Origin of the sequence: Nonomuraea sp. NPDC005692 (assembly GCF_040631115.1) — a bacterium.
Classification (GTDB): domain Bacteria; phylum Actinomycetota; class Actinomycetes; order Streptosporangiales; family Streptosporangiaceae; genus Nonomuraea.
Genome location: NZ_JBEXYU010000005.1, coordinates 179052 through 202258, shown reverse-complemented (window position 1 = coordinate 202258; position 23207 = coordinate 179052). Strand labels below are relative to the sequence as shown.

Genomic DNA, 23207 nt, shown 5'->3' with positions numbered 1-23207 from the left:
CCGCTCTTATCGTCGAGATCTTTGTCCTTACCCGCCCCACAGATAGGGCACAACGGCACGGAAGCGCAATGAACAAAATACAGACGGAGAGAATGGCTCTGGGCTGAGCTTTCAAGTGGGCGGGGCTTAGAAGTTTCGAATTCTCAATTTCCTGCTTGCAAATGAGAGCCGGGCACTACCTGAAACTATCGGCGCCTAACTCGGAGCGCAGTTCGCAAGTGACAGCGCATGATCGTGTGCGGCTACGTTGCTACACTTCTCTGCTGCACACGTCATGACGCGCTAATTTTCATGTTCTGCGGGCTCCATCCATACTGCAAGAGTCGCCAAGCCATCGAACAGATCGTCATAAGTAAGAACTGTGACATCTTTGAGCGCGTTTCGTGTGAGCTGAAAGGATCGCCGTTTGGCTTCAGTGTCTAGCTCTCTGTTGGCGTCGCCCGCCAACACAAAGACTGCCGGGCTGTGTACTGTGAGTGTTGGTGATTGCGATCTAAGTGCATGTAGGTCATTCAGAAGGCTCTGCCGATAGTTCAGAGCCTGTGTGATGGCCCCCGAAAGTTCGTGAGAAGGTGGGTAGATTGAGCGATACTCTCTAGCTAGTAGCGGGGTTACTGGTGTCTTAATTTCAATGACGACAACGTCTCCATTGTGTTGAGCGAGAAAATCTAGAATATTCCCCCCGCTGTTGTTGATAGCTTTCCCTCCGACATAGCATTTCGAGTTCAGAGCGAAGGCCCGCCCCTGTGTTGTTGGCGCGAGGAGCTCCGGGCGGCCTACGAACAGTTGATGCCAGAACTCCTCTGATCGGTTAAGACGCTCGTCGGCCCACACCTGCAAGGCTTGCTGGAGACGATTCGCTGCCGCTTGGCGCACAGGCGCAGCCGTCGATGGCCCAAGGATCTTCCGCACACGCAGGAGATGTCGATCTCTAATGTTGAGAAGCCTATGGACCGTGTACTCATTAGGAAAGCTGTCGACTAGGCGGTGATGCTCAGGACATAGAAGGATGAGATTCGGATATTCATTTCTTTCCCTTAAAGCTATTCGAGGGTCATATCGGGGGCCACCAGGATAGGGCGCCCTTATGTGTGCAATCTCCAGGCTTGGCGTGCCATTGGGCAACGTATTGTCATGGGGGCAGTCTGGAATGGCGCACAGTCCCGCGAAAGCGGCATAGAGCCGCTTCAGGGTGCTGCTCGAAATTGCCCGAAGAGAGTCCATTGGCTTGTATGCTCGATCTGTAGTTGATTGGGTCTTTAATGGTGCGGACAGCATTAAAGATGCTAAATGTCGGCGGGAAACGGCTTCTCGATCTTTAGTGCTGAGAGACTTTCAGAGGCCGACAATCGGATCTTCGGGTACTAGATGTAGAACTTGAACTGAGGTAGGGGATCCCGGTCTGCAGGGATCTCCTTCATTACTTCTCCGACCAGGCGCGAGAATTTTATCGTGATAGGAAGGAGACCGCCGAGCGCGGCCGAGTTCCAGTTCAGTTTCGTGAGCGCAAGGACCTCGCGAAGCAGAGTGTCCCTAGAAGTATCCTGACCAACATGATCAGCCACCTGGAGCGGCGACGGGACGTGCATCCCGTGGAACTCCCGAAGAGCTGAGATGTAGCCAGTTGTGTAGAGGTAATCGAGGTCGCCAATACTGAAGCGAGTGCCCCGAAGGGGGGGATACTTAGAAGTGGTGATCAATCTGACAACGCTTTGCGGCTGCAGCGCCATTAGGTCATAACGGCGTACACGGCTCTCGATCGCAGTGCGAAAGCCTTCGAGCTCACCCGGCCAGTACCTAGACGTCTTGTGCACCACAACACGTGTAGGCCTTTGCTTCATCTCTCGCTCGTAGCGATCAAGGATTAGCTCCATCAGTTGATTGGCCGCCTCCTCCGTGAGATGTGGAGAGCGACTGCCCGTCTTCTTTGGATCCCAGTCGAAGTCATGACCTCTAAGGACGAGGCCGTCACCGCGTTCGTTGAACGCCTGGATCAGGCTGGTTTGCATGGTTGTTTCCGACGTGCCCATAGGGCGGTAGAAACCCACACCTACATAGCACGTACCAGAAGCGAGGCCGTATGGACTCCAGGGATAGCCACCCGCCTTGCAGTACATCGCTGTAAAGAAGTTCCAGGCGATGCGTGAAGGCGGAGTCTTGTCCCGGCCATCGAGCGTGGGCTCTCGGATGATCTGTGTGGGGAAGCGATACTTCATCGCACGGGCCTTGAGCGCTTGCCTCAGATCGCGGTGCACGAGCCCCTGGTCTGGGTCGCGGTAGTCTGCCACCCCACAGCGACGGACTAGCTGATCGGAGATAGGGATCACGACATAGTCAGGCGTGCTGTCTCTCTCGGAGAGCAGCCGCAGCTTCGCTTCGTAAAGGACTAGCACCGCCCCGAAGCGGTCTTGCTGCGACTTGGTCTCCAGCACGTCCCGAAGTTCTGACTGTCCGAGTTCCTCGTTCCAAGCGTCGTCGAACTCCAGACTGGAGAAGAAGCCGCGGTCGTTCTGCCAGCCAGGGAATTCGGGATTCTTGGCGTCCCCGAGCACGCCTTCGGCTCGCCCCATCAGCCAGTCGCGAGCAGATTCGATCAACTGGGGGGTGCCAATGAGCCCAACCCGTAGGCGGGCTGGATGCCGGCCTGACACCTTCCACGATCTCGGCCCGTATCGGGCGATCCCGGCCTTCGGATCGATATGAAGGCCATCGTCGCCGAATAAGAGCAGAGGCTCAGCAAAGTGGGTCATCGACGAGATGAGGGAGAGCTTCGGGTGGGCAGGCGGGGCTGGCCGGGGCATCATCGCTCCTCCACATCATCGTCGTCCAGGCCGTCTTGAGCCCACTCGTCCCCGTCAAGTTCGTCTGCTTCAAGCGCTTCGGCATCGCTGGCTTCAAACCAGGTGAGCAGGTCGTCGACATACTCGACGTTCTTGAACGACACGTCATGTTCTGGGGGGATCCCGGGCCACGTGACCTCGTTGCTGGCCATCGTGGTGCCGACAACCAAGGTCTGTCCTTCAGATCCGAAGGGAAGCAGAATCCGCGGAGAGCTCTTGCCGAGAAAGTCACGCCAGAACTGGACCTCGCTCAGGAGGTCATGGTTGAAGAGCCGGGACTTCTTCCGAGTTACACGTCGGCCGATCTCTTTACCTTCTAAGGACTCGTAGCCGTCAGAGGTAACGCGGAGTTCTGGTCGGATGCTGAGACCCCATTGGGAGCCTCCGGCATGGATGAACTTCAAGCTCACGGCCCGGTGGAGCCAGTAGCCGTAGCCCTCGCCTGTGCTCTTCTTCCGAGGTTCCCAGACTACGCTACGAGTCGCCTTCGAGGTGCTGAGCGGTGTGTAGGAGATGACCCTGGGTTTCCCCTTCTCCTCGGGCTCGAAGTAATAGCGGCTGTGTGCCCGATCCCACCGAAGTCCAAGACGGCCAGTCAGCTTGTTCAGCGAGCGGTTGAGCAGGGCGACGTACCAGGCCAGCTTATCGGGGTCCTCCCACCACTCACGAGAGAGATGCTGCTCAGTCTCGCTGGGCGTCACGAATTCGGCAAAGGGGCCGGACTCGTCGCGCAGGTCCTGAAACGCCCATAGCCAGCTGCCCCTCACAATGAAGGGAAACATAACCCCACTGCTGGGGAATACTGGCTTAACGTCCGATTCGCGTATGTGAGCACAGGGCGCCCCGTACACGTATCGCGGCATCTGGGTGACAGGCAACACGTTGCTATGCACCGTATCCACGGCCATAGGCGGCGGCTCCGACGCTACGTTGGCGCGCCCGCCAAGTGTGCGCTCCACCCAAGCCTCATGGTCGTTCTTCATCCCTAGGAGGCGCTCGACGGTATAGGTGGCCAGGGCCTCCTTGGAGTCGATCAACTGATGGTGCTGGTTGCAGAGCAAGATCAGATTCTCCGCGAGGTTGCGTTCCTCGTCAGTGAGAGGAGAATCCCCGCGCGGCCCTTTTGGGCTGTCAGCGACAATGTGCGCCATCTCGCCAAGTAGGGCAGGCGGAGAGTCAGGGCCGGCCTCTGCGGTGAGCAGCAAGCGGCACTTGGGGAATGCGCACATGTTCCCCGAGCGCTGGGCCAGCTTCCGTTGCTGGGAGACGGGCACCGCCACTACACCACCACCTCCAGACCGGTCATGCTACGCCGGATCTCCGACAAATTAGGGCTTCAAGCGTGCATGAGCAGCCGACCGAGGATGTTTGGAGTTGCAGCCCAAGCTAGGGGCGGTACAGACCACAAGCGATCAGCGGATGGCGACCGCGAGCACGCCGAGGTTCAACCCTCGATGCGATCACCTGCGAAACAGCTCGGCTGTGCGGCTGAGCAGCAGCTACGACTGCGAACGTCTCACCTTACTTCTCGCTGGTTCCGGTGCTCCCAGGGAACAGCCACGGAACAAGGACATAGCATGGACACGGTCGGAGGAGACCTTTGTGAGCACCTGCATCCAACCGAGCGCCCTGTCAGTCGTCCGTGTGGACGGTAGGGTGCCATCAGTTGGAAAATCCGTGGCGTCGTAGGGCTCTATCGCGTCGCACTGAGTCTGCGTCCACTGTGGTGCAAACCGGCCAAAGTACAGGGGTTCCGTCCTTGTCTTCGAGCAGCACGTCATGGTGGCCGACTCCTCACATGCACCTGCTTCTCCGTGCACGCGGCACCGGTCAGCGACCCCATCCGTGGGGGGAACCGGTTCGCGCCATGATCCCGAAAGATCGTGACGATGGTGGATTCCATTTATCCACGCTCCCCGGGCGCTGCTGTCCGTCAATGGGGGCTGATTGATCACGGCCGTCCGCTTTTCAGACGGACCGATCACCTTGCTCGGCTAATCGCCACCCTGGTCAGACGTGTGTAGAAGGTCGCTTGGATGCGTCGGCGTATGGGGACGTTGCTATCAGCCCTGCTGCCAACCTCGGCCAGAGATATGCGGTGGCAAGGCCCGACGTAGGAGGGCCGCGGCAGCCGATCGCCCCAGCCGTCAACGACGAGGTCCGGAGTCGGCGATCGTCACGGCCCTGACCACTTGGATTCGAACTGCTGGCGATGCCGCGATGACGGCTTCACCAACCCGTCACACATGTGGTCCGGCGTGATCTTCAGTCGAGGTCCAGTGCACCTGTTGGCCGTTCCAATATCTAGGGCCACCGCCCAAGATCACCCTAGTAGATCCGGTCTACAACCTGCAGCATTGGCGATGGTCGTGACTTCGCGTTGACGTGCCCTGGTGACATCTCTAATCGATGCGGCCCGGCAACTGCGATGTCCGGGGAGATCACAGAGCATCTCCCCGGACTCACTACTTTCGTTGCAACTATTGCTTGCGTTTCTGGTAGCGCAGCATGAGCTCCAGAAGCTTCCAAGCACGGGAGCGGCGACCCGGATTGTTAGAACCGACGTAAACACAGGCGCAGGCGGCGAGCAGAAGGAAGATCAAGAGCGCAAGGAAGGTTGGACTCAGCGTCGTCATGGGCGTTGCCTCTCTGTGACGGGACTCGATCCAGACATCCATGCCACAGAGGAAGCACGGAAGTCGGACGGGTCGGCGAGGACGGTTCTTGTGGACCGGCCACAACTAGCTTCACCCAGGCTGGAGCATCACCGACAGCTCTCGAACGCTTCCGTACAGTACACAACGCATACATACATACCCATACAACCGCTGACGGTTAGTTACACATAGCGAACGCGCAAAGGCGATCAATTCGAGCGACTTTTACAATTTTTGACAGTGTGGCATGCTCAGATCACTATGAGCCATCAACCTCCACTAGTGACTGCACTGCTTGATGAGCTGCGCATGCAACTCAAGCGCCTGCATCGGCAGGCCGGAGAACCTAGCACCAGATCTATTGCCACTCGCACAAACAGACAGATCAGCCACACAACAGTCCATACGGTACTCCAATGCCGAAAACTTCCTCGACGGGAGCAACTGGACCGAGTGGTGGAAGCTTTAGACGGCGACGTCCAACCCTTCCGAGAACTATGGGTAGCCATCCGCGATGCGCAAGACCCTGCAGCCGCTTCAGGATCGCTACAGCAGGAATCGACGGGGACTCCACTGCAAGCAGCGCCGCATCAGGCCGAAATGGATTTCGATACCGTCCGCAACGATAACGTACTCCAGCCACTAGCCGGAATATTTCCACCGTCCGCCGGATACGCGCGAATAGCGAAATCTGGCTCAACCCATATCTCATATGCCGATATTACTGAGATGATATCCGCTGGAGACACGGAAGCGCATGATCTTGAATTTAAGTCTCAAATATATGATGCAAGCGAAAAAAGCAAGCGCCTCCTGGCCACGGACGCCGCCGCCTTCGCCAACAGTTCCGGTGGAGTAATCCTGATAGGAATAGTCTCAGATAGACAGGGCCGAGCAACAGCTATGACAGATGTGCCTCTTGGCAATGAGAGCGTCGGCCGACTTTCGAATATCGTTAGCAGCCTAGTCTCTCCCGTTCCAGACTTTCGTATTTTTCCAATCGAAAATCCGGGGCACTCCGGGTATGGCGTTATACTTATCTTCGTATCGGGGAGCTCTGCAGCGCTCCATACTGTGAAGGCCGGCCAGGGGCTTTTGTTCCCGAAACGCTCTGGCTACAACGTTCACTTCCTCTCAGAGTCAGAGATTGCCGCCGCCTATAGGCGATCACCGTGACACGGCCTCAAACCATGGATATTTAAAGTGTGTGGTCACGCCTCGACGCAGCTCAGGCGGCGCTGGGCGCGACCGGCCGAAGAGCCGCAGCGCGGCCTGCGACCGCCCGGCGGGTCGCCGAAGGCGGCACGCCCTTGATGACGTGTAGAGAAGTTGCTTTCAGGGCTGCCCGGTGTCTGATCATGTCTCGTCGTGATGACGCGGGGCGGCGGTCCAGATGCGTACGAAGCTGGTGAGGTAGACCGCGGCTGTGTCCTGCTCTTCCTTGTGGTGGAGGTGCATGACAGGGGCGTCGGCAGCTGGGGTGGCGTAGGCGTGGAGGTTGACCAGGAGTTCGTTGTCTGCGCGGAAGATGGAGTTGTAGAGGACGGTTCGGTGGAGTCGGATCTCTATGTTGGGGACGTCGTGTAGCCGGCGGTAGAGGGTTAGGGCGTTCTTGATGCGGGCGGCCATGACTTCGGGGCCGATGCCCTCGTCGGTGCCGCGTCTGGCGACCTGGGGGCTGTTGGGGTCGCCGAGGAGGATTCGGATCTTGACGCCTGCGTGGGCTCGGGCGGCGAGGGTGTCGAGGATCTTGCCGTCTTCCGGGAGGAACAGGCCGCTGTAGGTGAGGATGTCGATCTCTTCGGTTGCGCCTTGGAAGAGGGCGTGCCAGACGCTCTGGGGGACGGCCCAGCGGTGGGGGTAGATGGCGCGTACATCGCCGGCGAGGGCGAGGTGTTGTTGGGCTACCTGCGGCCAGAGGTCGGCTTCGTGGACCTGGAGGAGGTCGGCGATGGCCCAGCGGTGGCGTGGATAGGGGATACGGCCCTGAAGCCAGCGGTGGACGGTCTTGGGGTCCACGGTGAGGGCTGCCGCGACGTCGGTCGGGGTGATGCGGGCTGCGAGCATCGCGTTGCGCAAGTTGTCGTTCAAGGGGACCGCCGCTCCTGTCAGGGAACCGTCGTTGCCTGCGACGTTAACATGAGACGTCCCTAGACGTCCCCTAGTCGCGGTGTAGAGGTTCCGGGTGCCTGGCCGATGCTCGTGGGGCCGGAAGAGCCACCGAAGGGACGGAACACATGCAAAGCGGCCGAGCACAGAGCCTCGCCTATCAGCAGCGTCTGCTGACAGAGCTGGGGAACGGGCTACGACCTCGGGGTATCGCGGCCGTCTTGATGACGGCTGAGGATGGGCGTCCTGAGCTGAGCGTCCAGGATCGTCGCTCTCAGATCCGCAAGGTCTACGTCAACGTCCCGTTCTACTGGTTCTATTGGGGTGATCAGCCTGATGAGCGGACCAGTTGCCTCAATCTGGAGGCCGCCATCGACAGGGTCGATCAGGTCGCCCGGAACGGCTGGCGGGCGGGTGAGCAGGCTGAGCTGCGCATTGATCTGGGCCTGATCTCTGATGCGTATCGGCGTGCCTGACGGCATGGATGTGGACGCATCTCCGTGGCTGACGGGCGGTGCTGTCTACACGCAGATCGCGGAGCGGCTTCGGGCGCGGGTCGTTGCCGGCCGGTATCCGGCGGGCGGTTCGTTGCCGTCCGAGGCTGAGTTGTGCGCGGAGTTCCGGGTGGCCAGGAACACGCTCAGGCGTGGCCTGGCCATCCTGGAGCAGGAGGGGGTCATCGTCACGGTTCCCTCGAAAGGCCGCGTGGTGCCAGGGCCGCGGGCGGACACCGCGTACCGCTATGAGGTGATCGCCTCTGAGCTTCGCGCTCAGATCGAGAGCGGCGCCCTCGCGGCGCGAGCTGTGTTGCCGAGCGAGAAGGAGCTGCGGCAGCGGTACGAGGCTTCGCGGGATACGGTGCGGCGGGCGCTCGACCTTCTGGAGCGTGAAGGGTTGGTCGCGGTCGAGCATGGGCGGGGCCGATTCGTTCGAGGATGAGACGTCCTGGGACGTCCGCATCTGCCACTAGATCAGCCCATATGCGGTCTGTCTAAGGTGAACAACGTGGAGCATGTCGATTGGGCCTATGACCTGGCCAAGGAGCTGCTGGAGACGACCTTGCCTCGCCGCTGGGCGCATACCCAAGGAGTCGCTGAGCGAGCTGCATCCTTGACGCCGCTCCTGGGGGAAGAGGCTGACACCGTGATTGCCGCTGCGCTGTTGCATGACATCGGGTATGCCCCGGACCTGGTCGATACGGGCATGCATCAGCTCGACGGCGCTCGGTACCTGCGGGACATCGCCGGGGCGGATGGACGGCTGTGCCGCCTGGTGGCCTACCACTCGTGTGCGGACAACGAGGCCCGGCAGCGTGACCTGTTCGATGTGTTGGCCAAGGAGTTCGACCACGAAGCGCCGGATTTGGCCAGGGCGCTCACCTACTGCGACATGACCACCGGCCCGGACGGCCGGCATGTGGACGTCACCGACCGGCTGGCCGAGATCCATTCTCGGTACGGACCTGAACATGTGGTCAGCCGGTCGATCACGGACGCCACCCCGTGCATCGTGTCCTCGGTGCGGTCGGTGGAGGCGGCGCTATCCGATGTGCGGCAGGCCGACGCCGGTTAGGTAGTGCTCGATCCGCATGCGCATCGAGCGGTCCATCGGCAGTGACGTGATCTCATTTCGGGGCACCCAGCGGACCTCTCGGGACTCCTCGCTCGGAGTCGGCTCGCCCTCGACCGCGCGGCCGGTCAGGACGATGGAGAACTCCTGTCGGGCCTCGCCGTTGGAGGTGTAGAGGATCACGTGCCGGGGGTCGCTGTAGGTGCCGACCAGGCCGGTGATCTCGCAGGTGATGCCGGTCTCCTCGTACGTCTCGCGGATGGCCGCCGCGGGGATGGACTCGCCGAGGTCGATCGCGCCGCCGGGCACTGCCCAGTTGTCGTTGTCGCTGCGGCGGATCATCAGGACGTCCCCGGCCGTGTTGGTGACGATGACGTTGACGGACGGAACCAGGCTGTTCGGCTCGGGCGCGTCGGGGTCGTCGTAGAAGTCGATCCGCTTGGCCATGGTCAGGACTCCACCGGGGTCGCTTGTGCCCATACTTTCTCGAAGCTGTCGGCGTAGGTGGTCACCATCTCGCCGCCGGCCACCCTACGCAGGTGCAGTACGGGCGCGTTCCCGGCGCGAGTGCCGTACACGTGCATGTTGACCAGGTAGTCGCCGTCAGCCTGATAGATCGAGTTGTACAGGATCGTTTGGTGAAGGCGGAGCTCGAAGTTGTCCAGGGGCAGGAGCGGCCGGTAGAAGATCAGCGCGCTACGGATCTGTGCGGCCATGCTGTCGCCGACACCCTCGTCCTCTCCCCGCTGGGCGACTTCGGCGCAGCCGGGGTCGCCCAGCAGGACACGGACCCGCACGCCCGCCTGCGCCTTCTCCCCCAGCAGACGGACCATCGCGGCGTCGTCGGCGAGGAACAACCCGCTGTAGACCAGGACGCCGATGTCCTGGGACGCGGCGGTGAACAGACGTCCCCACGCGTCCCGCGGTACGGCCCAGCGATGCGGATAGATCGCCAGGACCTCGCTCTCGGACGCGGCGACCACCTGCTCGCGCGACAGAGCCTGCGGCCACAGGTACGTCTCGTCCACACCCAGGTACGAAGCTGTGGCAAACCGGTGCTTACGGTACGGCTCGCGCCCCTTGGTGATCCACCGCTCCACCGTCTTGGGATCGACTTCGATCGCCTCAGCCAGGTCCGCGACGCTCACGCCCTTCTGCAACAGCGCAGCGCGTAGCCGTTCGTTCGCCATTTCACCTGCTCCCAAGGACGTCCGGGGACCTGGACATCGTAGGCCGGACGTCTTGAACATGTCCCGTCGTGTAGTGATCTCGTCCTGACACTGCGTCGCATCCTCGGTTGCACAACGCCACAACGGCAGCGACCGAAGGAGGAGATGCACCCATGAACAACGAGATCATCATCCCCGCCGAGACGCCCTCGTGCGACTGCGGCAACGCCCTGATCGAGGGCCAGGCCCAGTGCTCCAAGTGCCTGGCGCGGAGCCGGTGGGCACGTAAGGAGCGGGCCCGGAACCGGCGCAACCGCCGACGGACCGAGACCAGGCGTCCCCCGCGCGGCCCCCGCGGCGCGTTCGCGATGGGGGTGAGCTGGACGTGAGCTGGCTCCCGCTGATCATCGCCGCCCTGTTGAGCACGACCCTGCTCGTCGGCTACGTCATGGTCCTGGTCGGCATCCGCCGCCAGGACAAGGCCCTGAGCCTGCGCCGGCACCCCGGCGGGGCTTCGGCCTCGCTGGCCCGGAAGGTCACCGGCTGCTACGTCCGGGACGGCGTGACGTGGACGTAGCCAACTGCTCCTCGACCTTGGCGAGGCGTACCGACAAGTCCCGTACGGCGGCGCGCAGCTCGGCCACGTCGGCCTGCTCGTCGCCGGCGGGGCGCTCCTCGGCATCCCGGACGAACACGCCCTTGCCCTGTTGGCCGATCACCAGGCCCTCGTTGCGCAGGATGCCGACGGCCATCTTCACCACGCTCAGCGAGGCGTCGTACTGCTCGGCGAGTTGCGCGGTGGACGGCAGCGGGGTGCCGGGCGCCAGAGAGCCGCCGTTGATCTGCGCACGGAGATCGTCGGCGATCTGGAGGTAGCCGGGGCGCCCGGTGTTCTTGACCATCGCCGTCCATCACACCACGAAACATCCACCAAGCCAACCGAGAGGACGTTGACAACCAAGCCAACTAGGTTAACTATGTTGGTGAACGACGAAAGAGGAGGTCACAGCCCATGCGTTCCATCCCGATTCCTGTGGACGTCGGCAAGCTCGCCATCACCTGCGTCAAGGCACCGCGACCGCGGGTGCTCAACAGGGACACCGGCGAGATCAAGACCGACAAGAACGGCAACACCGTCTACGAGGTCACCGTCTCCGTCGAGGACGAGTTCGGCCGGATCGAACTCGTCAAGATCGGCATTACCGGCGAACCGCCCATCAGCGTCGGCGACCAGGTCAACGCCGTCGGCCTGCTCGGCTACGTCTGGGAGATCGCCGGCCGATGGGGCATCGCCTACCGCGCCTCGGCGCTACTCCCTGCCAGGGAGGCCGTCGATGCCTGACGCGCCGTACCTGCTCGCAGCCCTGGCCGCCTTCGCGGCCGGGCTGTGGGCCTGGCGCCGCTACCACTACCCGTCCTTCTGGCTCGTGCTCGGCTTCCCGCTCGTCGCCCTGTCGGTACGGGCGTCATGGCGGCGGGTCGCCCTCGGCTGCGGGCTGACCAAGAAGCGGCAGCGCTTCTGGTTCACCACCGTCCCCGGCCTGGTCGCCTCGACGGGCATCGTCCGCGTCCGGCGCAGGTGGCAGCGCATCACCGTGGACACCAAGCCGTTCATGTGGCTGCCACTGCCGACCCGGCACGGCTGGCGCGTCACCCTCCACACTCTGGAAGGCCAGACACCTAGCGACTACGCCGACGCCGCCGAACGCCTCGCCCACTCCTGGGGCGTCCACGCCATCCGCGTCTCATCACCCGGCCCTGGCCGCGTTGTTCTCATGGCCACCCTGCGCGACCCGCTAGTCAAGGTCGACGAGCTGCCGCCCTCGCCGGAACTGCTCAAGGTCACGGTGGGACGTCTGGAGACGGGCAAGCCCTGGACCATCGACTTCCGTACCGTGCCGCACTGGCTGAACGCGGGCGCAACGCAGTCCGGCAAGTCCAACCTCGCCAACGCCCTGATCGTCGGGCTGGCTCCACAACCCGTGGCCCTGGTCGGCTTCGACCTCAAAGGCGGGGTGGAGTTCACGCCCTACAGGCCACGCCTGTCCGCGCTGGCCACCTCGCGCGCCGAGTCCGGCGGGCTGCTGGATGACCTGGTCGGCCTGATGGTCGACCGGATAGGGCTGTGCCGCCAGGCCGGCGCCCGCAACATCTGGCAGCTCCCACCCGGTGTGCGGCCCGTCCCGGTCGTGGCCCTGGTCGACGAGCTGGCCGAGCTGTACCTGATGGCCGACAAGTCCGAGAAGGACGAGATCGCCAAGACCTCGACGGCGCTGCTGCGGGTCGCTCAGCTCGGACGAGCGTTCGGCATCTATCTGTTCTGCTGTGGCCAGCGCATCGGCTCTGACCTCGGCCCCGGCGTCACCGCTCTCCGTGCCCAGTGCTCCGGACGGATCTGCCACCGCGTCAACGATCCCGAGACCGCCACCATGACGCTCGGCGACCTCGACCCGGCGGCCCTTGCCTCGGCTCGTGCCATCCCCGCCGAAACGCCGGGCGTCGCCATCGTCGCTGGTCAGGACGGCCAGTGGTACCGCGCCCGCTCCTTCTACGTCACCGAGCAGACCGCCGAACAGGCCGCCCGTGCTCACGCCCACCTCGCTCCGGCCTGGGACGAGATCACCGCTCACCTGTCCGAACCCATCAACGCCTGAACCACGAAGGGAGGAACGATGCGACGCTTCGCCTGCTGGCTGCTCGACACCGGCCCGGTACTCGTCCTGGCCGCCATCGCGGGTGCCGGATCGTTCACCCACATCCGCGACACCGCCACCGAGCACGGCCAGACCGGCTGGATGTCCTGGGCAGTCGCGGTCTGCATCGACCTGACCTGCGTGATGGCCGCCCGCGAACGACAACGGGACAAGAGGACCGGCGACCGCCGGCGGGGTCGGCTCTCGTGGCCCGTCCTCGTCCTGACGGGTGGCATCGTCCTGTCCTTGGCGGCGAATCTCGCCCAAGCCGACCCGACCGTCTGGGGCTGGATCACCGCCGCCACCCCGGCCGCCGCCTTCCTCATCGCCGTCTCGATGCTGGAACGCCGCGCCACCCGTCCGGAACCGTCCACTGTCGTGGCGTCCTCGCCCGTTCTGGCTTCGTCCTCGGCTCCGGAGCTCGTCCCGTCCAACATCCAGGACGAGGACGACGAGCGGGACAGCGACCTCGCGCCCGCCCTGATCGACTACGCCCGCCGTGTGGCCGACGAACACCACACCCGGCACGGCAAGCCCATCACCTGCGACGCCCTACGCGCCCACCTGGGCGTGTCCAACCAACTCGCCTCCGATCTGTTGCGCACCCTGCGCACCGCCTGAAGGGAGAACCGACCCATGACCCACGACCGCCGCACCGCCCTCATCAACGGCCTGCTCGACCTGGCCGCCTACCTCGAAGCCCACCCCGACGTACCCGTCTCCTCCAGCGTCACCGTCCACCACTTCACCGACCAGGCCAGCGACGCCGACCAGTGCGCCGAAATCGACCAGATCGCCGCCCTCGTCGGCTCGGACATCGACTACGAGGACTCCCCGTACGGCCACTACGCCACCTCGCGCCTGTTCGGCCCGGTGGAGTACCGCGCCGTCGCCATCCTGGCCGCCGCCCGTGCCCGCCACGCCGCCGAAGCCAGCTACCGCGGCTGCATCCAATCCGACCCCACGTCCGCCACCTGACCAGAAGAGGACCCGACCATGCGCATCCGCATCGACGGCACCCGAGCCGAGATCGTCGACGCCCTGTTCCGCCTACGCCTGCACTTCACCGTCATCGGCGTCTCACGCGTCTACCCCGACCGCACCCGCCCGCATCACTGGCGCATCTACCTCACCACCGCCCGCGACAGGAAGTGACCAGATGGACGAGGTGATCCACTACCGCTGCTGCAGCTGCAACGGCACCGGAATCGACTCCAACGACGCCCGCTGCCTCGACTGCGACGGCAACGGCATCGACAACCACGGCGCATAAACGCGCAGCGCCCCCGGCCTGGCCGCACATCCGCCAAGACGACTGCCAGGTCGAGGGCCATCCCTTCACCCGAACGAGCGAAAGGAGGTCTCCATCTTGCCCACAACCCACGCCACCGCGCACGCCAAAGCGGGCATGATCGCCCGACTCAACCACCCCGACTACGACCGCTGGGCCAACCAGATCCGCGCCACAGGCGGCTGCCGCCAGCCCATCCACCTACGCGGCAAGGTCGACCACTACGACCGCGCCACCGGCCAACTCCTGCACCGCTACACCACCCGCACCGAGCCCGACGGCATCCTGCGCGTCCCGTGCAAGACCCGCCGCGCGTCCCGCTGCCCGTCCTGCGCCGAGACCTACCGCGCCGACACCTACCACCTCATCCGCGCCGGCCTCGTGGGCGGCAAGGGCGTCCCCGAGACCGTCACCACCCACCCCACTCTGTTCATCACCCTGACCGCCCCGTCCTTCGGCCCGGTCCACACCCGCCGTGAACACCACGGCAAGGCCCAGCCCTGCCACGCTCGCCGCAACGCCACCACCTGCCCACACGGCCAAGTCATGTCCTGCACCCAACGCCACAGCAAGGACGACCCACGCCTCGGCGAACCACTGTGCCCCGGCTGCTACGACTACACCGGCTCCGTCCTGTTCAACGCCCTGGCTCCGCTGCTGTGGAAGCGCTTCGCCGACTCCGTACGCCGCCACCTGGCCAAACTCGGCGGCCTACTCCTCAAGGACCTCCGCCACCACCTGACCCTCTCCTTCGCCAAGGTCGCCGAGTACCAGCGGCGCGGCATCGTCCACTTCCACGCCGTCATCCGCCTCGACGGCCCCAGCGGCCCTGCTACACCGCCACCTACCTGGGCTACCACCGACGTCCTGACCCAAGCCATCCAGCACGCCGCCAAGGCCGTCACCGCCAAGGTTCCCGCCTACGCCGACCAGCCCGAACGAGTCCTGCGCTGGGGCACCCAACTCGACCTCCGCCCCATCACCCTGAACAGCGACCTCACCGATCAAGCCGTCGCCGGCTACATCGCCAAGTACGCCACGAAGGCCGCCGAATGCGTCGGCACCCTGGACCGCCGCATCAACCCCCTCGACGACCTGACCCTGTACAACCTCCGCGACCACGCCCACCGCCTCATCACCACCTGCATGGAACTCGGCACCGAACCCGAACTCGCCGAACTCCGCCTCGCCGACTGGGCCCACATGCTCGGCTTCCGCGGCCACTTCTCCACCCGCTCCCGCCGCTACTCCACCACCCTCGGCGACATCCGAGCCGACCGCGAAGACCACGCCCGAGAAAGCGAAATCACCACCGGCCGCCTTCCGCTCTTCGCCGAAGACGCAGTCCTCGTGATCAGCGAATGGGAGTACGCAGGCAAGGGCCACTCCCTAGGCGATCAACTCCTCGCCGCCGCCATCACCGGAGGGTGCATATGAGCACTCTCACCAAGCTCTGGACTGTGCAGGACGTAGCCACATTCCTCGGTGTTCCGATCGCCACGCTCTACCAATGGCGACACCACCGCACAGGACCCAAAGGCCACAGGATCGGCCGACACCTGCGCTACGTGCCCGAGGACGTCATGTCCTGGGTCCAGGACCAGGAGTAGCCCATGGCCTTCGTCAAGGACCTGTGGACCAAGACGGTGCGCGACCAGGACGGCAAACCCCGAAAGGTCAGGACCACGCGGTACGGCAAGGGCAAGCGCTGGCTCGCCGTCTGGGTGGACCCCGAGGGCAAAGAGTGCTCGACCGCCTATGACCGCAAGGCCGACGCGGAGCGCAAGATCGCGACCATGGGCGCCGACATCGCCCGCGGCGACTACATCGACCCGAACGCCGGCAAGGTGCTCTTGGGCGACCTCGCCGAACGCTGGCTCGGCTCCCGCATCGTGGACCCCTCGACCAAGATCCGATACGAGTACATCCACCGCCTCCACGTCGCACCCGCCTACGCCAAACGCCAGGTGAAGAGCATCAAGCCATCCCAGATCCAGGCATGGATCAGTGATCTGAGCAGCCGCTTCGAGACCTCGACCGTACAGACGGCCTTCCTGGTCCTCCAGGGCATCCTTGACCTTGCCGTCGCGGACGAGGCCATCAAACGAAGCCCTGCCAAGTCGCCGATCGTCCAGGCGCCGAAGCGCGTGTCCGAAGAGATAACGGCCTGGTCGGACGAACGGGTCCACGCCCTGATCGACGCTCACCCTGCCCTCTTTCGCCTACTGCCGATGCTCGGGGCCGCGTGCGGACTACGGCAGGGGGAGCTGTTCGGCCTGGCCCTCGAAGACATCGACTTCGAGGAGCGTCTTCTCCGCGTACGACGACAGATCAAGAAGCTAGGAACGGACCACGTCTTCGCCCTGCCCAAGAACGACCGCGAAAGGGTCGTGCCGCTGCCTGAGTGGGCCGCTGAAGGCATCAAACGGCACGTCTCGACTCATCCCCCGCTGACCTGCTCCCTGCCCTGGGAGAAGACCGACGGCAAGCTTCGTACACACAACCTGTTGTTCCGCTGGACGGACGACCGCTTCATCAAGGCCAGAAGCTACAGCGAAACCGTCTGGAAGCCCGCTCTGGTGGCGGCGGGCGTGATTCCAGCACCGGACAAGGACACCCGCCAGCGGAGCCGCTACACCACCTCTCGCAAGGAGGGACTACACCAACTCCGGCACTACTACGCGAGTGTCATGCTGGCGGGTGGGGTCTCGGTCAAGGAACTCGCCGAGTACCTTGGCCACGCCGACCCAGGTTTCACGCTCCGCGTCTACGCTCACATGATGCCCGGCTCGCACGACCGCGCCCGCAAGGCCATCGACGATCGCCTACTCGGCCCTCGCGCGATCTCGTTGAATACGGCACATAGGTCTGCGGCAGATACCTAAGACCCATTCGCCTATTGGTATCTGTTGGGGCACGCAACGCACCCATCACCCGAACTCCTCATCGCCCATAGAGACAGCGCACGCCAGGCGAATATGAGCTAGGACTACGTCGCCTTATCACTAGATCGGGCCCCCAGAGCGAGATATAGCTATTCGCTATTTATAGGGCGAGATGGCGAACAGAGCAGAGGTGAAAGGCGTAGTCTTGAACAAGACGGAACGAGCGACCCGTCCGAGAGCCGCCAGCGAGAGCTGGCCAGGAGCCCGGACGGGTCGCTTGCGTTCACCCCGGGCTCCTGGTTCAACCTCGCAGCGCCTCTCGGATTGGCGCTCCAGCGAGGAAGGGAGGTGAGGGCGATCATTTGGTTTGTAATCGGCTTTGCGATCATAATTTTGGTCGCGGCCATCATCGCACTGGCCGCATTCTGCATCGGGCGCGAATCGGGCGATAGCCGGGGCAAAGCCCTCAAAGCAGCGGGGAAAGCATTTTTCGTAGTCCTCGGAATCGGCGCCACGCTACTGATCGCCGCCGCGACGTTCAGGTCCTGGGAGCATCCAACAAGCCCGGCCGCGACCAGCGGAGAGTCTATCGGCACCAGATGACGCGATGACGGGACGCGGGAGTCCGCCGACAGCGGGCTCCCGCCCAAACACCGGCATCCGCCTCTCCAATCGGCCCTCTCACGGAACAGACACGGAACAGTGATCGTTCAGGTCACGATCCCAAGACAGCAACCCTCGCCTCTGCCGGTCAGCGAGTGGAGTTTCCGCACGTCAACGCCTACTTGAGAAGCTGCCTGGCCATCACCATGCGCTGGATCTGGTTGGTGCCCTCGTAGATCTGGGTGATCTTGGCGTCGCGCATCATGCGTTCCACCGGGAAGTCCTTCGTGTACCCGTACCCGCCCAGCAGTTGCACCGCATCGGTGGTGATCTCCATGGCGGCGTCCGAGGCGGCGCATTTGGCGGCGCTCGACAGGAACGTCAGGTCCTTCTGCGGCCGGCCGTGCATCGCCAGCTCGCTCTTGGCGGCGGCGCGGTACGTCAGCTGCCTGGCCGCCTCCAGCTTCATCGCCATGTCGGCGATCATGAACTGCAGGCCCTGGAAGTCGCCGATCGGACGGCCGAACTGCTTGCGTTCCTTGACGTAGCCGATCGCGTAGTCGAGGGCGCCCTGGGCGATGCCCAGCGCCTGGGCGGCGATGGTGACGCGGGTGTGGTCGAGGGTGGCGAGGGCCGTCTTGAAGCCGGTGCCGGGCTCGCCGATCATGCGGGACGCCGGGATCCGCACGTTCTCCAGGATCACCTGGCGGGTCGGCGAGGCCTTGATGCCGAGCTTCTTCTCCTTGGGCCCGAAGGAGACCCCTTCGTCGGACTTCTCCACCACGAAGGCGGAGATGCCCCGGGCGCCGGCGGACGGGTCCGTCACGGCCATCAGCGTGTAGTACTCGGAGACGCCGGCGTTGGTGATCCACATCTTGGTGCCGTTGAGCACGTAGTGGTCGCCGTCGAGGACCGCGCGGGTCTTCATGGCGGCGGCGTCGGAGCCCGCCTCCGGCTCGGACAGCGCGTACGAGAACATGGCCTCGCCCCGCGCCACCGGCGCCAGGTAACGCTGCTTGAGCTCCTCGGACGCCGAGAGCAGGAGCGGCACGGTGCCCAGCTTGTTCACGGCCGGGATGAGCGAGGACGACGCGCAGGCCCGCGCGACCTCCTCGATGACGATCACCGCGGCCAGCGCGTCCGCCCCGGCGCCCCCGTACTCCTCGGGAACGTGCACGGCGTGCAGGTCGGCGGCGACGAGGGCCTTGTAGACGTCCCAGGGGAACTCTTCGGACTCGTCGGCGGCCGCGGCCTGCGGCGCAATCTTCTCGTCGGCCAGGGCGCGGACCGTCTCCCTGAGCATGTCGTGCTCTTCGGCGGGCGCATAGAGAGGGAAGCTCATGCATAGATACTAGGACGTCCGAGCACTTTGTTACCAGCTAGTACGGTTTGCGAACAGACGCAGGTGGCACGAAGGAGGTAGCGAAGGCCGGTAGCATGCCTGGCGATCGAAAGGAGCTCGCTCGTGCCATATCGCCTCACGGTGATCGGGACCGGATACCTGGGCATCACGCATGCGGCCTGCATGGCGGATCTCGGATTCGAAGTCCTTGGCCTCGACATTGACGCGGACAAGATCCGCCGCCTGAACAACGGTGAGCTCCCCATCCACGAGCCCGGGCTGGAACCCGTGCTCCGCCGTGGGCTCGACTCCGGACGCCTTCGCTTCACCAGCTCCTACGAAGAGGTCGCCGCCTTCGGTGACGTGCACTTCGTCTGCGTCGGCACACCGCAGAAGAAGGGCGAGTACGCCGCGGACGTGTCGTACATGGACAGCGCCATCGAGTCGCTCGCGCCGCTTCTCGACCGCGAGTGCCTGGTCGTGGGCAAGTCCACCGTGCCGGTCGGCACCGCCGAGCGCATGGCCGACAAGCTCGCCCGCCTGTCGCCGGCGGGCGTCGGCGTCGAGCTGGCGTGGAACCCCGAGTTCCTGCGCGAGGGCTTCGCGGTGGAGGACACCCTCCACCCCGACCGCATCGTGCTCGGCGTGCGCTCGGAGCGGGCCGAGAAGGTGCTGCGCGACGTGTACGCGCCGCTCGGGGAGGTCCCGTTCGTGGTGACCGACTTCGCGACGTCGGAGCTGGTCAAGACGGCGGCCAACGCCTTCCTCGCCACCAAGATCTCCTTCATCAACGCCATGGCCGAGGTCTGCGAGGCCGCGCACGCCGACGTCAAGCAGCTGTCCGAGGCGCTCTCGTACGACGACCGCATCGGCGGGCGCTTCCTCAACGCCGGGCTCGGCTTCGGCGGCGGCTGCCTGCCCAAGGACATCAGGGCCTTCATGGCACGGGCCGGCGAGCTGGGCGCCGACCAGGCGCTGACGTTCCTGCGCGAGGTCGACGCGATCAACATGCGCCGCCGCGCCCGCATGGTCGACCTGGCCAGGGAGCTGGCGGGCGGCTCGTTCCACGGGTGCACGGTCGGCGTGCTGGGCGCGGCCTTCAAGCCGAACTCGGACGACATTCGCGACTCCCCCGCCCTGGACGTCGCCGTGACGATCGGCCACCAGGGCGGACAGGTCACCGTCTACGACCCGATCGCGCTCGACAACGCTCGTAAGGCTCACCCGGAGCTGAACTACGGCGAGTCGGCCGTCGAGGCGGTCCGCGGGGCGCACGTGGTGCTGCTGCTGACGGAGTGGAAAGAGTTCCTGGAGCTCGATCCGGAGGAGCTGGGCGCGGTGGTCGCGACCCGGCGCATCGTCGACGGCCGCAACGCGCTCAACTCCGAGGTGTGGCGCTCGGCCGGCTGGCACTACCGGGCACTCGGCCGCCCGTAACGCCACCGCGGCACCTCTCCGAGCGCCCGGGTCCCCTCACCACAAGGAACCGGGCGCTCAGGAAAGAGCCGACCAGGCGCCCGGGAAGGACACCCCTGCCCCCTGGACGGCCCTGAGTTGCCTGCTCAGAGCTCCGCGGCCTCCGCGCGCAGCTTCTCCCCCTTGGCGTACGCCTGCTCCTTGAGACGCCCCTGGAACTCCTCCATGCGCTCGCGCAGCCCGGCGTCGGAGGCCCCGAGGATGCGGACGGCCAGCAGCCCCGCGTTGCGCGCGCCCCCGACCGCCACCGTGGCCACCGGCACCCCGGCCGGCATCTGGACGATCGACAGCAGGGAGTCCATCCCGTCGAGGTACTTCAGCGGCACCGGCACCCCGATCACCGGCAGCGGCGTCACCGAGGCGAGCATGCCGGGCAGGTGCGCCGCCCCGCCGGCCCCCGCGATGATCACCCGGATGCCGCGGGAGGCCGCCTGCCGGCCGTACTCGATCATCTCGACCGGCATGCGATGGGCCGAGACGACGTCGGCCTCGAACGGCACCCCGAACTCCGCCACGGCCTCGGCCGCGGCCTTCATCACGGGCCAGTCGGAGTCCGACCCCATGACGATCCCGATTCGCTCTGTCACGTGTACTCCCCGGTCATGAGGTAGACGGCGGCGTGGCGGGCGCGGGCGCGGACCTTGTCGAGGTCGGTGCCCAGGGCCGTGACGTGGCCGATCTTGCGGCCCGGACGCACTTCCTTGCCGTAGAAGTGCAGCTTGATGCCGGGATCGTGGGCCAGCACGTGCTCGTAGCGCTTGAACAGGTCGGGGTCGTCGCCGCCCAGCAGGTTGGCCATGACGACGACGGGGGCGGTCATCGCGGGCGAGCCGAGCGGCAGGTCGAGCACGGCCCGCAGGTGCTGCTCGAACTGGGACGTGGTGGAGCCCTCGATCGTCCAGTGGCCGCTGTTGTGGGGGCGCATGGCCAGCTCGTTCACCACGAGGCCGTCCGCGGTCTGGAACAGCTCCACCGCCAGCAGCCCGGTCACGCCCAGCTCGTGGGCGATCTTCAGGCCGATGCGCTGGGCGACGGCGGCCTCCTCGGGGTCCATGCCGGGGGCGGGGGCGAGCACCTCGACGCAGATGCCGTCCTGCTGCACGGTCTCCACGACCGGGTAGCTGACGCCCTGCCCGTGGGGCGAGCGGGCCACCAGCACCGCGAGCTCCCGCTCGAACGGCACGAACGCCTCGGCCATCAGCTCGACGCCGGTGGCGAACGCCTCGGCCACGTCGTCGGGGGTGCGGCAGACCCACACGCCGCGCCCGTCGTAGCCGCCGCGCACCGACTTCAGCACGACCGGCCAGCCGTGCTCGGCGGCGAAGGCCGCGACGTCCTCCGCCGAGGCGACCCGGGCCCAGGCGGGGCAGGGCACGCCGATCGCGGTCAGCCGTTCGCGCATGACCGCCTTGTCCTGGGCGTGCACGAGCGCGTCGGCGCCCGGGTGCACGGCGTGGCCGTCGGCGATCAGGGCCTTGATGTGCTCGGTCGGCACGTGCTCGTGGTCGAACGTGATCGCGTCGCAGCCCTGGGCGAACGCCCGCAGGTCGGCCAGGTCGCGGTAGTCTCCGACCTGGGTGTCGACGATCACTCGTGCGGCGCTCTCCCCGGGGGCGGCGGCCAGCACCCGCAGCTCGACCCCGAGCGCGATGGCCGGCGGCTGCGTCATCCGGGCGAGCTGACCGGCGCCGACGATGCCGACGACCGGCCCGATGGGACTGTAGGAACTCACGTGAGGTGAGCTTACCGGGACGGAACGACTACCTCGCCGTTGTCAACCGGCACGTGCCCGGCGCAGCCCGAGTGTCCTGATCCGGTTGCCCGCGCCGACGAGGCTGGCCATCACCACCAGATCCGTGCGCCCTCCCTCGTACGTGAGCCGCAGGGCGTCGAACACCAGGACGGACCCGGCGGCCACCGGGATCGCGAGGGTACGCGTGCCGAACAGCTCGACGTCGGCGCGGTTCGCGGTGACGTCCTTGAGCAGCCCGCGCAGCGGATCCCCCGCCGGGAAGCGCACGCCCGCCACCCCGGCCGGGTCGGTGAGGTACGTCAGGTGCCGCTGCGGCACCAGGCGGGCCTGCCTGACCAGCGCCGACGGCGCCTCGGCGGCCTCCCGCGCCGGCTCGCCGGGCACAGGGACCGGGCCAGCGCCCAGCCGCCAGCGGCCGTCCTCCAGGAAGAACAGGTAGTACGCGGGCGAGGGCTCGCGGGCCAGCGCGGCGAACCAGTCGCCAGCGTCGGGCAGCACGTAGACGGGGTCGGCGGGACGGGCTGGACGGCCGTTCCGGGTCGCCTCGCAGGCACGGCCGTCCAGCGTCCGCTCCGCCCACGTGGTCAGCTCCCGTACGGCGGCGCAGTCCCGCCGCTGCCAGGCCCCGTCGAGCTGCCGCAGCAGCGAGAACGCCTGCTCGGCGGTCGCCGGGTCGACCCGTGGCGCGGCTGCCGGGGCAGGCGTGCGGTCCTCCTGGAGCACCGGGGCGCCGCCGGTCGCGCCACAGCCCGCGGTGAGCAGGGCCAGGGCCAACGCGAGCAGTCGAAGCGGCACAGGTGGCTCCCGGGAGGGCGGCCGT

At 65.3% G+C, this 23207-nt stretch carries 28 protein-coding genes; 16 read left to right on the top strand and 12 right to left on the bottom strand.

Annotation, left to right across the window (positions count from 1 at the left end):
• Window positions 1–282 precede the first annotated feature (282 nt).
• The 4 genes from ABZ459_RS13995 to ABZ459_RS13980 all read right to left on the bottom strand — a co-directional run bounded on the left by ABZ459_RS13995 (window position 283) and on the right by ABZ459_RS13980 (window position 5518).
• The gene (locus ABZ459_RS13995; protein WP_357970119.1) at window positions 283–1224 is read right to left on the bottom strand and encodes a Shedu anti-phage system protein SduA domain-containing protein; all 942 of its coding nucleotides are present in this window, start codon (window positions 1222–1224) and stop codon (window positions 283–285) included.
• Between the two features lie 140 nt (window positions 1225–1364).
• On the bottom strand, window positions 1365–2750 hold the full coding sequence (locus ABZ459_RS13990; protein ID WP_357970117.1) for a hypothetical protein: 1386 nt from the start codon (window positions 2748–2750) through the stop codon (window positions 1365–1367).
• A 50-nt stretch (window positions 2751–2800) separates the two neighbouring features.
• On the bottom strand, window positions 2801–3991 hold the full coding sequence (locus ABZ459_RS13985) for a hypothetical protein (protein WP_357970115.1): 1191 nt from the start codon (window positions 3989–3991) through the stop codon (window positions 2801–2803).
• Window positions 3992–5320: 1329 nt separating this feature from the next.
• Entirely contained in the window at window positions 5321–5518 is a 198-nt protein-coding gene (locus ABZ459_RS13980) for a hypothetical protein (protein WP_357970114.1), read from the bottom strand.
• A gap of 579 nt (window positions 5519–6097) precedes the next feature.
• Here ABZ459_RS13980 and ABZ459_RS13975 point away from each other — a divergent pair.
• Window positions 6098–6673, top strand: a complete 576-nt coding sequence (locus ABZ459_RS13975; protein ID WP_357970112.1) for an ATP-binding protein — start codon at window positions 6098–6100, stop codon at window positions 6671–6673.
• Window positions 6674–6853: 180 nt separating this feature from the next.
• On the opposite strand, the gene ABZ459_RS13970 is transcribed toward ABZ459_RS13975, so the two are convergent.
• Entirely contained in the window at window positions 6854–7588 is a 735-nt protein-coding gene (locus ABZ459_RS13970; RefSeq protein WP_357970110.1) for an XRE family transcriptional regulator, read from the bottom strand.
• 146 nt (window positions 7589–7734) lie between these two features.
• On the opposite strand from ABZ459_RS13970, the gene ABZ459_RS13965 reads away from it, so the two are divergent.
• From ABZ459_RS13965 to ABZ459_RS13955, 3 genes are all read left to right on the top strand, one after another.
• Window positions 7735–8082, top strand: a complete 348-nt coding sequence (locus ABZ459_RS13965) for a hypothetical protein (protein ID WP_357970107.1) — start codon at window positions 7735–7737, stop codon at window positions 8080–8082.
• Window positions 8063–8545: a GntR family transcriptional regulator gene (locus ABZ459_RS13960; RefSeq protein ID WP_357970106.1), complete on the top strand. Its 483-nt coding sequence runs from the start codon at window positions 8063–8065 to the stop codon at window positions 8543–8545. The genes ABZ459_RS13965 and ABZ459_RS13960 overlap by 20 nt, the downstream gene beginning before the upstream one ends.
• Window positions 8546–8611: 66 nt before the next feature.
• The gene (locus tag ABZ459_RS13955; RefSeq protein ID WP_357970103.1) at window positions 8612–9178 is read left to right on the top strand and encodes an HD domain-containing protein; all 567 of its coding nucleotides are present in this window, start codon (window positions 8612–8614) and stop codon (window positions 9176–9178) included.
• Here ABZ459_RS13955 and ABZ459_RS13950 read toward each other — a convergent pair.
• Complete coding sequence (locus tag ABZ459_RS13950; RefSeq protein ID WP_357970100.1) at window positions 9146–9622, bottom strand: NUDIX domain-containing protein; 477 nt, start codon at window positions 9620–9622, stop codon at window positions 9146–9148. The two genes, ABZ459_RS13955 and ABZ459_RS13950, sit on opposite strands and share 33 nt — an antisense overlap.
• A 2-nt stretch (window positions 9623–9624) precedes the next feature.
• Window positions 9625–10365 carry a helix-turn-helix transcriptional regulator gene (locus tag ABZ459_RS13945; protein WP_357970098.1) on the bottom strand — a complete coding sequence of 247 codons (741 nt, stop codon included), beginning with the start codon at window positions 10363–10365 and terminating at the stop codon, window positions 9625–9627.
• A gap of 152 nt (window positions 10366–10517) precedes the next feature.
• On the opposite strand from ABZ459_RS13945, the gene ABZ459_RS13940 reads away from it, so the two are divergent.
• Window positions 10518–10733 carry a hypothetical protein gene (locus ABZ459_RS13940; protein WP_357970096.1) on the top strand — a complete coding sequence of 72 codons (216 nt, stop codon included), beginning with the start codon at window positions 10518–10520 and terminating at the stop codon, window positions 10731–10733.
• The gene (locus tag ABZ459_RS13935; RefSeq protein WP_357970093.1) at window positions 10730–10921 is read left to right on the top strand and encodes a hypothetical protein; all 192 of its coding nucleotides are present in this window, start codon (window positions 10730–10732) and stop codon (window positions 10919–10921) included. The genes ABZ459_RS13940 and ABZ459_RS13935 overlap by 4 nt, the downstream gene beginning before the upstream one ends.
• Here the strand turns inward: ABZ459_RS13935 and ABZ459_RS13930 are convergent.
• Window positions 10881–11246, bottom strand: coding sequence for a winged helix-turn-helix domain-containing protein (locus ABZ459_RS13930; protein WP_357970090.1), 366 nt, complete (start codon window positions 11244–11246; stop codon window positions 10881–10883). The genes ABZ459_RS13935 and ABZ459_RS13930 overlap by 41 nt on opposite strands.
• Before the next feature lie 110 nt (window positions 11247–11356).
• Between ABZ459_RS13930 and ABZ459_RS13925 the strand changes: the two genes are divergently transcribed.
• The 9 genes from ABZ459_RS13925 (at window position 11357) to ABZ459_RS13885 (ending at window position 17816) form a co-directional block, all read left to right on the top strand.
• Window positions 11357–11686: a hypothetical protein gene (locus ABZ459_RS13925; protein ID WP_189651149.1), complete on the top strand. Its 330-nt coding sequence runs from the start codon at window positions 11357–11359 to the stop codon at window positions 11684–11686.
• Complete coding sequence (locus ABZ459_RS13920; protein ID WP_357970087.1) at window positions 11679–12998, top strand: FtsK/SpoIIIE domain-containing protein; 1320 nt, start codon at window positions 11679–11681, stop codon at window positions 12996–12998. Before ABZ459_RS13925 ends, ABZ459_RS13920 begins: the two co-directional genes overlap by 8 nt.
• 18 nt (window positions 12999–13016) lie before the next feature.
• Entirely contained in the window at window positions 13017–13658 is a 642-nt protein-coding gene (locus tag ABZ459_RS13915) for a DUF2637 domain-containing protein (protein WP_357970085.1), read from the top strand.
• Between the two features lie 15 nt (window positions 13659–13673).
• Window positions 13674–14015 carry a hypothetical protein gene (locus ABZ459_RS13910; RefSeq protein WP_357970083.1) on the top strand — a complete coding sequence of 114 codons (342 nt, stop codon included), beginning with the start codon at window positions 13674–13676 and terminating at the stop codon, window positions 14013–14015.
• A gap of 18 nt (window positions 14016–14033) precedes the next feature.
• Window positions 14034–14192 carry a hypothetical protein gene (locus ABZ459_RS13905; RefSeq protein WP_357706255.1) on the top strand — a complete coding sequence of 53 codons (159 nt, stop codon included), beginning with the start codon at window positions 14034–14036 and terminating at the stop codon, window positions 14190–14192.
• A 214-nt stretch (window positions 14193–14406) separates the two neighbouring features.
• Window positions 14407–15765, top strand: coding sequence for a replication initiator (locus ABZ459_RS13900; protein ID WP_357970081.1), 1359 nt, complete (start codon window positions 14407–14409; stop codon window positions 15763–15765).
• Entirely contained in the window at window positions 15690–15938 is a 249-nt protein-coding gene (locus ABZ459_RS13895) for a helix-turn-helix domain-containing protein (RefSeq protein WP_357970078.1), read from the top strand. Before ABZ459_RS13900 ends, ABZ459_RS13895 begins: the two co-directional genes overlap by 76 nt.
• 3 nt (window positions 15939–15941) lie before the next feature.
• Window positions 15942–17213: a site-specific integrase gene (locus tag ABZ459_RS13890; RefSeq protein WP_357970075.1), complete on the top strand. Its 1272-nt coding sequence runs from the start codon at window positions 15942–15944 to the stop codon at window positions 17211–17213.
• 348 nt (window positions 17214–17561) lie between these two features.
• Complete coding sequence (locus tag ABZ459_RS13885) at window positions 17562–17816, top strand: hypothetical protein (RefSeq protein WP_357970073.1); 255 nt, start codon at window positions 17562–17564, stop codon at window positions 17814–17816.
• A gap of 178 nt (window positions 17817–17994) precedes the next feature.
• Here the strand turns inward: ABZ459_RS13885 and ABZ459_RS13880 are convergent, their stop codons facing one another.
• Window positions 17995–19158, bottom strand: a complete 1164-nt coding sequence (locus ABZ459_RS13880; protein WP_352361802.1) for an acyl-CoA dehydrogenase family protein — start codon at window positions 19156–19158, stop codon at window positions 17995–17997.
• A gap of 123 nt (window positions 19159–19281) precedes the next feature.
• Here ABZ459_RS13880 and ABZ459_RS13875 point away from each other — a divergent pair, with 123 nt between their 5' ends.
• On the top strand, window positions 19282–20595 hold the full coding sequence (locus ABZ459_RS13875) for a UDP-glucose/GDP-mannose dehydrogenase family protein (RefSeq protein ID WP_357970070.1): 1314 nt from the start codon (window positions 19282–19284) through the stop codon (window positions 20593–20595).
• 125 nt (window positions 20596–20720) lie between these two features.
• Here the strand turns inward: ABZ459_RS13875 and purE are convergent, their stop codons facing one another.
• From purE to ABZ459_RS13860, 3 genes are read right to left on the bottom strand one after another with little or no spacing between them, the layout of a single operon-like run.
• Entirely contained in the window at window positions 20721–21197 is a 477-nt protein-coding gene (gene purE, locus ABZ459_RS13870; protein WP_357702729.1) for a 5-(carboxyamino)imidazole ribonucleotide mutase, read from the bottom strand.
• A gap of 20 nt (window positions 21198–21217) precedes the next feature.
• A complete protein-coding gene (locus ABZ459_RS13865; RefSeq protein WP_357970067.1) occupies window positions 21218–22366 on the bottom strand; it encodes a 5-(carboxyamino)imidazole ribonucleotide synthase in 1149 nt (382 codons plus the stop codon).
• A 42-nt stretch (window positions 22367–22408) separates the two neighbouring features.
• Window positions 22409–23182, bottom strand: a complete 774-nt coding sequence (locus tag ABZ459_RS13860) for a hypothetical protein (RefSeq protein ID WP_357970065.1) — start codon at window positions 23180–23182, stop codon at window positions 22409–22411.
• Window positions 23183–23207 lie beyond the last annotated feature (25 nt).